Here is an 11,772-nt window from a genome sequence, read left to right as displayed (position 1 = left end):
GGCGCGCAGTCAAAGGGATAAAGCGCCAGCTTCACCCGCCGGGAAATCCATTTAAACTACATAATACCAATTATGAGAAATGCGGATGATCGAAGATGGGCGCTGCCCCGTGCCGGGTTTCCAGGCAAGACGCGCGTCAAACATCGTGTCCACAGCCCCGCGCGGTGCGCTCTAGTCGCGCCGCGCGGACCTTACGCCTTCTCAGATGCGCACCAGCTGCTTGCCGAGGTTGGCGCCGCGCATCATGCGAAGGAAAGCTTCGGGCATCTTCTCGAAGCCCTCGAGCACGTCCTCCCGGTAGCGCAGATGTCCCTCGGCCTGCCATTTCTGCAGGTGCCGGAACGCCTCGGCGCGCTTGTGCCACCAGTCGAAGACCACCAGGCCCTCGACCCGCGCGCGCGTCACGATCAGCCGCGCGCTGGAGCGCAGCCCGATGTCCTCGCTCGCCGCCTTGTCGACCACGGCGATCCGGCCGCAGATCACCACCCGCGCGCGCGTCGCAAGCTGCGCCAGGACCGTGTCGTGGATCACGCCACCGGTGTTGTCCCAGAACACGTCGACACCCTCCGGACAGGCTTCGGCGAGCTTTTCGGCCATCTGCGGATCGCGGTGCGAGATCGCAACGTCGAAGCCCAAGTCACGGCAATATTGCAGCTTTTCCTCGGAGCCTGCGATCGCGATCACGCGCGCGCCCATCAGCTTGGCGATCTGCCCGACAAGCTGGCCGACCGCGCCCGAGGCGGCCGAGACCACCACCGTCTCGCCCGGCAGCGGACGGCCGATCTCGGTCAGGCCGACATAGGCGGTCAGCCCGGGCATCCCGAGCCACGACAGCGCGGCCTGCGGCGGCACGCCCTCGGGCACGCGGTTCGTGGCCTTCGCGCCGGGAAGATCGGGGCTCAGCACGGCGTGGGTCTGCCAGCCCATCTCCATGCTCTCGGCAAGATCGCCGACGGTCCAGCCGGGATGCGCCGAGGCGATCACCTCGCCGACGCCGCCGCCCTGCATGACGCCGCCGGGTGCCACGCCCGCGGTGTAGTTGGCCCCCGGGCTGATCCGGCCGCGCATGTAAGGATCGAGCGAAAGCCATTGGGTCTTCACAAGAATCTGCCCCGGCTGCAGGTCCGGCAGCGGCGCCTCCTCGAGCCGCCAGACGTCCTCCGTCGCCGCGCCCTGCGGGTAATGGTCGAGCACCCACCTGCGGTTCATCATCCTCAGCCTCCCTCTATCGCCCTGTATTTCGCGCTTTTTCGCCGATGGCGTAGCAGCCGCCGGTCCACGCATCAATCCTCTTGCCCCGGCCCTGTCCCTCGGTCACAAGAACAGGATGAGCAGCACCCCGGATATCCTTTGCATCGGCTCCGTCCTCTGGGACGTGATCGGCCGCTCCGCCAGCCACATGCGCCAGGGCTCCGACGTGCCCGGCCGCATCACCCGCCTGCCCGGCGGCGTCGCGATGAACATCGCGATGACCCTGACCCGTTTCGGGCTGAAGCCCGGCCTGCTGAGCGCCGTGGGCCAGGACCCGAACGGGCACGAGCTGGTGGATGCCTGCGAACGGCTCGGCTGCATCACAGAATATCTCTATCGTTCCGAGGACTTGCCGACCGACATGTACATGGCGGTCGAAGGCGCGAACGGGTTGATCGCGGCGATTGCCGACGCGCATTCGCTGGAACAGGCCGGCGCGCGCATCCTCGCGCCGCTGATCGACGGGCCGCTCGGCACCTCGGAAACCCCCTGGTCCGGGCCGGTCGCGCTCGACGGCAACCTGACGCTGGGCCTGCTCGAGGAAATCGTCCGCCTGCCCGCCTTTGCCGCCGCCGACCTGCGCATCGCCCCGGCGAGCCCGGGCAAGGCCGAGCGGCTGACGCCCTTCCTGCGCGCGGGCCGCGGCGTGCTTTACGTGAACCTCGAGGAAGCCGGGCTGCTCTGCATGCAGAGCTTCGAGCACGCCGGCGATGCCGCCGCCGGCCTCGTCGCGCGCGGCGCGCTGCGGGCGCTGGTGACCAACGGCGGCCAGCCCGCCGCGGACGCCACGGCCGAGGGGGTGATCTCGGAATGCCCGCCCGAGGTGCTGGTCACCCGGGTGACCGGCGCGGGCGATACCTTCATGGCGGCGCATATCGCCGCCGAACTGCGCGGTGCCGACCGTGCCACCGGCTTGCACGAGGCCCTGGCCGCCGCCGCAACCTACGTATCCGGAGACGTTACCTCATGACCCTCGTGAACCTGTCCGCCCCCGTCGCCGACGCCCTTGCCAAGGGCGCGCCCGTTGTGGCGCTGGAATCGACCATCATCACGCATGGCATGCCCTGGCCGCAGAACCTCGAGATGGCGCGCACGGTCGAGCAGACGATCCGCGACGGCGGCGCGACCCCGGCGACCATCGCGGTGATCGAGGGCAGGCTCTGCGTCGGTCTCGACGATGCCCAGCTCGAGGCGCTGGCCCAGACCAAACACGCGGCGAAGCTGTCGCGCGCCGACATGGCGGTCTGCATGGCGCGCGGCGGCACCGGCGCGACCACCGTGGCGGCGACGATGATCGCGGCGCGGCTCGCCGGGATCGAGGTCTTTGCCACCGGCGGCATCGGCGGCGTGCACCGCGGCGCCGAGCAGAGCTTCGACATTTCCGCCGACCTGCAGGAGCTGGCGCAGACCGCCGTGACCGTGATCGCGGCCGGTGCCAAGGCCATCCTTGACCTCTCGAAGACCATGGAAGTTCTTGAAACCCTTGGCGTTCCGGTCATCGCCTTCGGTCAGGACCAGCTGCCGGCCTTCTGGTCGCGCGAGGCCGGGATCGCCGCGCCGCTGCGGCTCGACACGCCCAAGGCCATCGCCGAGGCGCACCGGATGCGCGGCGCGCTCGGCCTGCCCGGCGGTCAGCTCGTGGCGAACCCGATCCCGCCCCATGCCGAGATCCCGCGCGAGACCATGCTGCCGATCATCCAGCGCGCCATGGAGGATGCGAATGCCCACGGCATCCACGGCAAGGACGTCACGCCCTACCTGCTGCAGCGCATCTTCGAGCTGACCGAGGGCCGCTCGCTCGACAGCAACATCGAGCTGGTGCTGAACAACGCCCGGCTTGGTGCTGCGATCGCTAGGGAAATGAGCGCCCTGCCCCGCGGCTGATCCCGGCGCGCCATCACAGTCTCGCGTGCCCATTGTGAAGCGGCGCGCGAGTGCCTAGGTTGTTCCGGAGAGCCTCTTTTTCCGGAACCAGAATGAACACGCCCTTCGACGACAAGCCCCGCCGCCCCGGCATTTTCGCGAGCCTCCGGGCGAGCTTCCTGACCGGGCTGGTGGTCATTGCCCCGGTCGGGTTGACGATCTGGCTGATCTGGACCCTGTTCGGCTGGGTCGACGGCTTCGTGCTGCCGCTCGTGCCGCAGCGGTTCAATCCCGAGGAATACATCGGGATAAACCTGCGCGGCGTCGGCGTGATCTTCTTCCTCGTCTTCACCATCGTCGTCGGCTGGGTGGCCAAGGGGCTGATCGGCCGCTCGCTGATCCGTTTCGCCGAGTCGCTGGTGGACCGCACCCCGGTGGTGCGCTCGATCTACTCGGGCATCAAGCAGATCGCCGAGACCGTCTTCGTCCAGTCCGAGCGCAGCTTCGAGAAGGCCTGCCTCGTGCAGTACCCGCGCAAGGGCATCTGGGCGATCGGCTTCATCTCGACCCAGGCCAAGGGCGAGATCCGCGAGAAATCGGACGTGATGGGCGATCTGGTGTCGGTCTTCGTGCCGACCACGCCCAACCCGACCTCGGGCTTCCTGCTCTACTTCCCCGCCGAGGACGTGGTCGAGCTGGAGATGTCGCTCGAGGACGCGGCCAAGCTGATCATCTCGGCGGGCCTCGTCTACCCGCCCGACCGGCCGGGCGACAAGCCGAAGGTCGAGCCGGTGCGCCGCGCGGGCTGAGCCCCGGCGCTTTTGAAGAAATCAGGCGAGACAGCGCGGCTGTCTCGCCTTTTTCGTTTCCCTGCGGATCAGAGCGCCGTCCAGCCGCCGTCGACGGAAATGGTCGTACCGGTGATCTGTGCCGCCGCGTCCGAGCAGAGGAACACCGCCGTGCCGCCGATCTGCTCGGTGGTGGCGAATTCCTTGGACGGCTGGCGCTCGAGGATGACCTTCTCGATCACCTCTTCCTCGCTCATGTTGTACTTGGCCGCGGTGTCGGGGATCTGCGCCTCGACCAGCGGGGTCTTCACGTAGCCCGGGCAGATCGCGTTGCAGGTGATGTGCTCGCGCGCGGTCTCGAGCGCGACGACCTTGGTCATGCCGACGATCCCGTGCTTGGCGGCGACATAGGCCGACTTGAAGGGCGAGGCGGTCAGGCCATGCGCCGAGGCGACGTTGACCACCCGGCCCCAGCCCGCCTTGCGCATCATCGGCAGTGCCGCGGCGGTGGTGTGGAAGGCCGAGTTGAGGTTGATCGCGATGATCGCGTCCCATTTCTCGACCGGGAACTCGTCGATCGGCGAGACGTGCTGGATACCCGCGTTGTTCACCAGGATGTCGCAGACGCCCGCCTTCTCGATCAGCGCGCGGCACTCGTCGCCCTTGGACATGTCGGCCTTGATGTAGCGCACGTCGACGCCGAATTCCTTCGCGAGATCGGCGGCCAGCTGGTGGTCCTCGTCGCGGTCGGTGAAGGAATTGAGCACCAGCGACGCGCCGGCCCGCGCCAGCTCGCGCGCGACGCCGAGCCCGATGCCCGAGTTGGAGCCGGTGACGACGGCTGTCTTGCCCTTGAGAGACATGGGTAAACTCCTCGTTTTCTGCGGCACCGACATGGCTCGCCGCCTCCTGGGGATCCGGGGGTCGGGGATGATCACGCCTCCCGGTTCCGCCCCCGGTCATTGCTCTGCGATCCGGGCGGAAGCTGCAAGCCCGTGTTCGCAACGTCATCACGGATTCGTAGGGAACAAGTTGGGCCGCCCCCCTAGGCAAGCCGCGCCCTGCCCTGTATGGCTCGGCGCACCGTCGCACACCGGCGGACTCGTCCAAATCCTCTCGGGCCGGCGAAGCGACTCCGGCCCAGCGAAGGCCCCGCCCGGCGGGCCTTGGCCCTGTGGCGTGGCCGGATGGCGGCGTCGGCGAAAGCCCCGGAAGATCGCGTGAAAAAAAAACGCCGGCACGAGGCCGGCGTTCAGTCATTGAGGCAGGTTTCATACAGGCAAGAAACCTATCGAGCAGTGATGTCTTTATACGCGCTTTGCTGCCGGAGTCCAACCTAAAAGTTTGAAAAGACGTAAAAGCCCCGCTAGGCTCGAAAACCAAGAAAACAAGGGCAGAGCAGGACGGTTTCTTCAATGACCGCGACATATTTCAGAACCACTTCGATGAAGCCCGCGCTGACCGCGCTGGCCCTCTTCACGGGATTCGCCGCGAGCGCAGAACCGATGCACGGCATTGCCATGTATGGTGCGCCGGCGCTGCCCGCGACCTTCGATCACCTGCCCTACGTGAACCCCGAGGCACCCAAGGGCGGCCGCATCGTCACCGGCGAAGTGGGCAGTTTCGACAGTCTCAACCCGCATATCCTCAAGGGCACCGTGCCCTGGCAGCTGCGCTTCCTCGCCTATGAATCGCTGATGGGCCGCAGCTGGGACGAGCCCTTCACGCTCTACTGCCTGATCTGCGAGACGGTCGAGACGCCGCCGGACCGCAGCTGGGTGGAATTCACCCTGCGCCCCGAGGCGAAGTTCTCGGACGGCACGCCGGTGACGGTCGAGGACGTGATCTGGAGCTTCAACATCCTCGGCACCGAGGGCCACCCGCGCTACCAGGGCACCTACAGCCGCATCGAGAAGATCGAGCAGACCGGCGAGCACAGCCTGCGCTTCACCTTCAACGTCGAGGACCGCGAGCTGGCGCTGATCGTCGGCATGCGCCCGATCCTCAAGAAGGCGCAGTGGGAGGGCAAGGATTTCGCCGCCTCCGGGCTCGACGTGGTGCCGATCACCACCGCGCCCTACGTCGTCGATCAGTTCGAGGCCGGCCGCTACGTCTCGCTGAAGCGCAACCCCGACTACTGGGGCAAGGACGTGCCCTTCATGAAGGGCCAGGCCAACCTCGACGAGGTGCGCATGGAGTTCTTCGGCGACGGCACCGCCATGTTCGAGGCCTTCAAGGCCGGGCTGCTGAACTCGAACCGCGAGCTCAACTCCGAAAAGTGGGAGACGCAGTACAACTTCCCCGCGGTGCAGAACGGCGACGTGGTGAAATCGGTGATCCCGCACGGCCGCCCCTCGGGGATGACAGGCTTCGTGATGAACACCCGCCGCCCCGGCTTCGACGACTGGCGCGTGCGCGAGGCGATGATCCAGCTGTTCAACTTCGAATACATCAACGAGACTCTGACCGGCGGCCGCCAGCCGCGCATCACCTCGTATTTCTCGAACTCCGAGCTCGCCATGCAGCCGGGGCCGGCCTCGGGCCGGGTGAAGGAACTGCTCACCCCCTTCGCGGACAGCCTGCTGCCGGGCACGCTCGAGGGCTACCAGATGCCCAAGGGCGACGGCTCGGCGCGCAACCGCGCCGGGCTTGGCAAGGCGATGGAGCTGATGCAGGAGGCCGGATACACGGTGCAGGACGGGGTGATGATGACCCCGCAGGGCCAGCCATTCCAGTTCGACATCGTGCTGCCGCAGGGCGAGACCGAGGCGGGCTCGATGATCGACATCTACGTGCAGGCGCTGGAGCGGCTCGGCATCAAGGTGCGCGTCGACACGGTCGACTCCGCGCAGTTCAACGCCCGCAGCGCCTCGTTCGATTTCGACATGACCTGGTTCCGCCGCGGCATCTCGCTGTCGCCGGGCAACGAGCAGCGGCTCTACTGGGGCAGCGAGGCCGCCGACCAGGAGGGCTCGCGCAACCTCATGGGGGTCAAGAGCCCGGCGGTCGACGCGCTGATCGAGGACCTGCTGACCGCGACCAGCCGCGAGGATTTTCTCGCCGCGACCCGTGCGCTTGACCGGGTGCTGACCGCCGGAAGATACGTGATCCCGACCTACGAGTGGAATCAGAGCTGGATTGCCCACGCCAAGCAGCTAACTTACGCCGAGCCCACGCCGGTCTACGGCGACTGGATCGACTGGCAGCCGAATGCCTGGTGGTGGGAAGAAAAGAACTGACGACCTTCAAGACCGACACGACAAGAAAACACGAGCAGACAGCATGACACGCATCCTCCTTCTGGCCCTCCTGGCCGCCCCCCTCGCCGCCTGCGGCACCGTCGATGGCTTCGGACAGGACGTCTCGCGGGCGTCGCGCACCGTCGACAGCTGGTTCTGAGCGCGGTTGCGGAGGGGTAGCCCGTCGCGGCGGGCGCCTTCCGGCTGAATGATACCGGGGGTCCGGGCGCAATGCCCCGGGCCTCCGTCGCCGTGCTCAGGGTTCGTTCCCGAGCACCGGGCGCAGCCGCGTCAGCACCGCCAGCAGGAAGGCCGTGCTCACCCCGAAGGTCAGCAGCCCGGTGATCGCGGCAAAGGCGCCGAAGATGCGCAGCCCCTCGCCCAGCGTGATGTCGCCGTAGCCGAGCGTCGTGTAGCTCACCACGGCGAAATAGAAGGCCTCGGGCAGCGTCTCGAACGCGCCGAGCTGGCGGAAGCTCGCGGCCCAGAGCCAGATTTGCAGCGTGTGCGCCAGCACCATCGCGCCGAAGGCCGTGCAGATCAGCCCGAAGAGCCGCAGCGGCCCGCCGTGGCCCTCGATCCGCGTGATCGCACCGAGCAGCCGTGGCCCGCTGCGCGCGACGATCCAGATCTGCACCGCGGCGCAGAGGAAGAGCAGCCCGGTGCCCAGCAGGATTTGCACCCACATGTCCATGCGCGGGCGCCCTAGCGCGCCTTGAACAGGCTGCCGAGAATGCCGCGCACGAGGCGCTTGCCGGTGGTGCCCGACAGCTCCTTCAGCACCGCCTGCCCCAGCGCCTCGCCAAGGCTGTCCGGCGCGGTCGAGCGGCTGCGGGTCGCGCCGGTCTTGCGCGGCTCGGCGCGCGGCGTCGGATCGTAGCGGCGCGCGCGGTTGTAGTCGCGGATCTCCTCGTCGAGCGCGGCCTGCACGTCTTTCTTCGGTTCGGCCGTCTCCGCCGCCTCGGCGGCGTGGGCCGCCGCCTCCGCCCGCGCCTGCAGCATCTCGTGGGCCGACTCGCGGTCGATCGGCGTGTCGTACTTGCCCTTCAGCGGCGAGGCATCCATCAGCTCGGTCCGCTCGGCATCGGTGATCGGCCCCAGCTGCGAACAGGGCGGCCGCACCAGCGTGCGCTGCACCATGCCGGGCACGCCCTTCTTCTGCAGGAAGGAGGTCACCGCCTCGCCCGTGCCAACCTCGCGGATCGCCGTCTCGGTGTCGAAGGCGGGGTTCTCGCGGTAGGTCTCGGCCGCCTGTTTCAGCGCCTTGCGGTCGCGCGCGGTGAAGGCCCGCAGCGCGTGCTGCACCCGGTTGCCGAGCTGGCCGAGGATGTCCTCGGGGATGTCGTCGGGGTTCTGGGTGACGAAATAGACGCCGACGCCCTTCGAGCGGATCAGCCGCGCCACCTGCTCGACCTTGTCCACCAGCGCCTTGGGCGCGTCGTCGAACAGGAGGTGCGCCTCGTCGAAGAAGAACACCAGCTTCGGCTTGTCGGGATCGCCCACCTCGGGCAGTTCCTCGAAGAGCTCGGACAGCAGCCAGAGCAGGAAGGTGGCGTAGAGCCGCGGCGCGCCCATCAGCGCGTCGGCGGCAAGGATGTTCACATGGCCGCGCCCGTCCGGGGCGCAGGTCATGAGATCGGCAAGCGCCAGCGCCGGCTCGCCGAAGAAGCGCGCGCCGCCCTGGGTCTCGAGCACCAGCAGCCGTCGTTGGATGGCGCCCACCGAGGCGGTCGAGATGTTGCCGTAACGCAGGCTGAGGTCCTTGTTGGCGTTCTGCCCGACCCAAACCAGCAGCGCCTGCAGGTCCTTCAGGTCGAGCAGCGGCAGGCCCTGCTCGTCCGACAGCCGGAAGGCGATGTTGAGGATGCCCTCCTGCGCCTCGGTGAGCTCGAGCAGCCGCGCCAGCAGCAGCGGCCCCATCTCGGCGACGGTGGTGCGCACCGGGTGGCCCTTGGCGCCGAAGAGATCCCAGAACACCGCCGGGTAGCCCTGGTAGGCGAAATCGTCGAAACCGATCGTCGCGCAGCGCTCGGTGAAGGGGCCGTGCAGGTCCGAGCTTTCCGATCCGGGACGCGCTAGCCCCGACAGATCGCCCTTCACGTCCGACAGGAAGACCGGCACCCCGGCGGCCGAGAACCCCTCGGCGAGGATCTGCAGCGTCACCGTCTTGCCGGTGCCCGTGGCCCCCGCGATGAGCCCGTGGCGGTTGCCGTACTTCAGGCCAAGATACTGTTTTTCCGAATGGGCTTCGCCGCCACCGCCTACAAAAACATCATCCGTCATGGCCTGCCTCCGCTGCCGTCCGGTCCCGAGCATACTATCTTAACTCTTTGCCGCCAGTATGAAAATTGCCCCGGGCAACATGTCCTCTCCTGCCTTGGGCATACTTCCTCCCTGTCCGACTTGCCGCGCCCGTGTTGCGGGCGCGGCCTTTTGCACAATTGTGAAGCCCCGGCCTTGCAAAGCCTGTTGACCGTTGGGAAAGAGTTTCGTAGCGTCTCGGCAATGACAAAGTCGGCCGGTCCGACAGGGAGCAAGGGAAAGGGGACCTCACGGTCCCTTTTCTCTTTTCTTTGAACAGCTTTCGCGCTTTTTTGCCGTTCCTGCGGGGGCTCCCATTTCCGGCCTGACACCGCGCCGCGCGCATGATAAGCGGGCACCGAGGCAAGAATGAACGTTCAGGGGGAACCATGACCAGACCTCTCCACATCCTGCGCCTGCTGCCGTTCGCGGTGGCACTTGCGGCCATGCCGGCCCATGCGCAGGACGCCGCCCAGTCGAGCGACGCGACCACCCAGGAGCAGACCGAAGGCACGGTCGCAGCAGGCGGTCTTTCGCTTGGCGAGGACGCGAACAGCGAGGCGCCCGCCGCGCCCGGCCAGAAGCAGCCCGAGACCTACGTGAAGGCCACGCATGGCGATTGGGAGCTGCAGTGCCTGAAGGCGCCCGAGGGCAGCGATGCCGAGGACCCCTGCCAGATGTACCAGCTGCTGCAGGACGACCAGGGCAACAACGTCGCCGAGGTCAGCCTGTTCCGCGTCGCCAACGGCGGCCAGGTCGCGGCCGGCGGCACCTTCGTGGTTCCGCTCGAGACGCTGCTGACCCAGAAGCTGACCATCGCCGTCGACGGCGGCCAGGCCAAGCGCTACGACTACTCCTTCTGCACGCCGGTCGGCTGCTACGCCCGTGTCGGCTTCACCGAGGAAGACGTGAACCGCTTCAAGGCCGGCAAGGGTGCGACCGTCACCATCGTTCCGGCGCTTGCACCGGACCAGAAGGTGACGCTCGACATGTCGCTCTCGGGCTTCACCGCGGGCTACGAAGGCACCAGCGCGCTGCGCCAGTAAGCGCGTCCCGGGGACCGCGGGCCGCCTCTCTGGCGGGCCGGGTCCGGGAGTTCGAACATGAAGGCCGGGACCCGCGGGGGTTCCGGCCTTTCGCTTTCGCGGCGCAGACTCTGGCTTCGTGCGGCCTGCATCAGGCGACGCTCGCGTGGGCGGAATTGACGCCTGTCAATGCGCGCTCGGCGTGGCGCAGGCAGGGTTCCGCAAGACGCCGCCGGCCCGGACTTGCCCCGGTCCGCACGCTCTTCGTCCCGCGCCTTCCGCAAGAAGGTGGTTCGGTAAGGTATTTGTTCAAAAGAGATATTCAAAACCTCCGGCCGGGCCGCGATCCGGCGTGACGGCGTTTCCATAGGGAGGGCTCCGCAGTGATCTTCCGACCTTCGGGCATCCGCTCGGCCCTCGCCGCCCTGATGGTCCTCGCCGCGCTGGCGGGCGGATCCGGCGCGCCTTGTGCGGCCGCGGACGAGGCACCAGGGCAGAGCCTCGGCATTGCCTCGGTTCCCAACCTGCGCGATCTCGGCGGCTACCGGACCGCGGCGGGAGATGTGGTTGCCACGGGCCTGCTCTTCCGCTCCAACCAGCTCAGTGGCATCAGCCGGGGCGACATGGACCGGCTGTCGCGGCTGGGGCTGAGGGAAAGCCTCGACCTGCGCACCTGGGACGAACGCAGCGCCCGGCCCGACGAGCTGCCCTCCGGCACCACCTACGTCTGGCTCGACGTCCTTGCCGACTCGCCGCAGGCCGGGCCCGCGCAGCTCGAGAAACTGCTGCAGGATCCGAAGGTCGCGAATGCCGAGCTTGGCGGCGGCAAGGTGGAGGCCATGTTCGAGGCCTCGTACCGGGAGTTCGTGACGCTTCCCAGCGCCCTCGCGGAGTTCCGCAATTTCTTCCTCGCCGTCGGCGACGCGGAGCACCTGCCGGCGGTCTTCCACTGCACCACCGGTAAGGACCGCACGGGCTGGGCTGCCGCGGCCTTCCTGACGCTTCTCGGCGTGCCGTAGGAGACGGTCTACGCGGATTACCTGCGCAGCAACGACTACATCATCCCCGCCTACCAGGGGATCATCGACGCCTTTGTCGCGGCTGGCGGCAACGAGGAGATCCCGCTGGCGATCCTCGGGGTGAAGACATCCTACCTCGACGCGGCCTTCGACGAGATGACCCGCCGCTACGGATCCATCGAGGCCTATTTCGCCGAGGGGCTCGGGATCGACGCCGCGCAGCAGGACGCGATCCGGGCGCTCTATCTCGCGGCGCCCTGACGCCGGGCGCTCCGCCTTTCCTTCG

At 67.8% G+C, this 11,772-nt stretch carries 10 protein-coding genes and 1 pseudogene; 7 read left to right on the top strand and 4 right to left on the bottom strand.

Going from position 1 to position 11,772, the window contains the following annotated elements; all coding sequences use genetic code 11:
* Positions 1–201: 201 nt before the first annotated feature.
* Positions 202–1,212, bottom strand: coding sequence for an NADP-dependent oxidoreductase (locus PVT71_RS13095; protein WP_353472228.1), 1,011 nt, complete (start codon positions 1,210–1,212; stop codon positions 202–204).
* Positions 1,213–1,327: 115 nt separating this feature from the next.
* Between PVT71_RS13095 and PVT71_RS13090 the strand changes: the two genes are divergently transcribed.
* The 3 genes from PVT71_RS13090 (at position 1,328) to PVT71_RS13080 (ending at position 3,923) form a co-directional block, all read left to right on the top strand.
* Complete coding sequence (locus PVT71_RS13090) at positions 1,328–2,221, top strand: PfkB family carbohydrate kinase (protein WP_353472227.1); 894 nt, start codon at positions 1,328–1,330, stop codon at positions 2,219–2,221.
* Positions 2,218–3,135: a pseudouridine-5'-phosphate glycosidase gene (locus PVT71_RS13085; protein WP_353472226.1), complete on the top strand. Its 918-nt coding sequence runs from the start codon at positions 2,218–2,220 to the stop codon at positions 3,133–3,135. Before PVT71_RS13090 ends, PVT71_RS13085 begins: the two co-directional genes overlap by 4 nt.
* A 92-nt stretch (positions 3,136–3,227) precedes the next feature.
* A complete protein-coding gene (locus tag PVT71_RS13080; protein WP_353472225.1) occupies positions 3,228–3,923 on the top strand; it encodes a DUF502 domain-containing protein in 696 nt (231 codons plus the stop codon).
* 68 nt (positions 3,924–3,991) lie between these two features.
* On the opposite strand, the gene PVT71_RS13075 is transcribed toward PVT71_RS13080, so the two are convergent.
* Entirely contained in the window at positions 3,992–4,765 is a 774-nt protein-coding gene (locus tag PVT71_RS13075; RefSeq protein ID WP_353472224.1) for a 3-hydroxybutyrate dehydrogenase, read from the bottom strand.
* A gap of 582 nt (positions 4,766–5,347) precedes the next feature.
* Here PVT71_RS13075 and PVT71_RS13070 point away from each other — a divergent pair.
* Together PVT71_RS13070 and PVT71_RS13065 are read left to right on the top strand one after the other, a co-directional pair.
* Positions 5,348–7,141: an extracellular solute-binding protein gene (locus tag PVT71_RS13070; RefSeq protein WP_353473881.1), complete on the top strand. Its 1,794-nt coding sequence runs from the start codon at positions 5,348–5,350 to the stop codon at positions 7,139–7,141.
* 43 nt (positions 7,142–7,184) lie between these two features.
* Entirely contained in the window at positions 7,185–7,301 is a 117-nt protein-coding gene (locus tag PVT71_RS13065; protein ID WP_353472223.1) for an entericidin EcnA/B family protein, read from the top strand.
* Positions 7,302–7,397: 96 nt separating this feature from the next.
* On the opposite strand, the gene PVT71_RS13060 is transcribed toward PVT71_RS13065, so the two are convergent.
* Together PVT71_RS13060 and PVT71_RS13055 are read right to left on the bottom strand one after the other, a co-directional pair.
* The gene (locus PVT71_RS13060) at positions 7,398–7,835 is read right to left on the bottom strand and encodes a potassium channel family protein (RefSeq protein WP_353472222.1); all 438 of its coding nucleotides are present in this window, start codon (positions 7,833–7,835) and stop codon (positions 7,398–7,400) included.
* An 11-nt stretch (positions 7,836–7,846) separates the two neighbouring features.
* Positions 7,847–9,424, bottom strand: coding sequence for a helicase HerA-like domain-containing protein (locus PVT71_RS13055; protein ID WP_353472221.1), 1,578 nt, complete (start codon positions 9,422–9,424; stop codon positions 7,847–7,849).
* 407 nt (positions 9,425–9,831) lie between these two features.
* Here PVT71_RS13055 and PVT71_RS13050 point away from each other — a divergent pair, with 407 nt between their 5' ends.
* Positions 9,832–10,488, top strand: a complete 657-nt coding sequence (locus PVT71_RS13050) for an invasion associated locus B family protein (RefSeq protein WP_353472220.1) — start codon at positions 9,832–9,834, stop codon at positions 10,486–10,488.
* 407 nt (positions 10,489–10,895) lie between these two features.
* Positions 10,896–11,747, top strand: a pseudogene (locus tag PVT71_RS13045) (tyrosine-protein phosphatase).
* Positions 11,748–11,772 lie beyond the last annotated feature (25 nt).

Origin of the sequence: Salipiger sp. H15 (assembly GCF_040409955.1) — a bacterium.
GTDB lineage: Bacteria > Pseudomonadota > Alphaproteobacteria > Rhodobacterales > Rhodobacteraceae > Salipiger.
The sequence above is the reverse complement of the archived record's forward strand: the minus strand, read 5'-3'. Positions and strand labels throughout refer to the sequence as shown.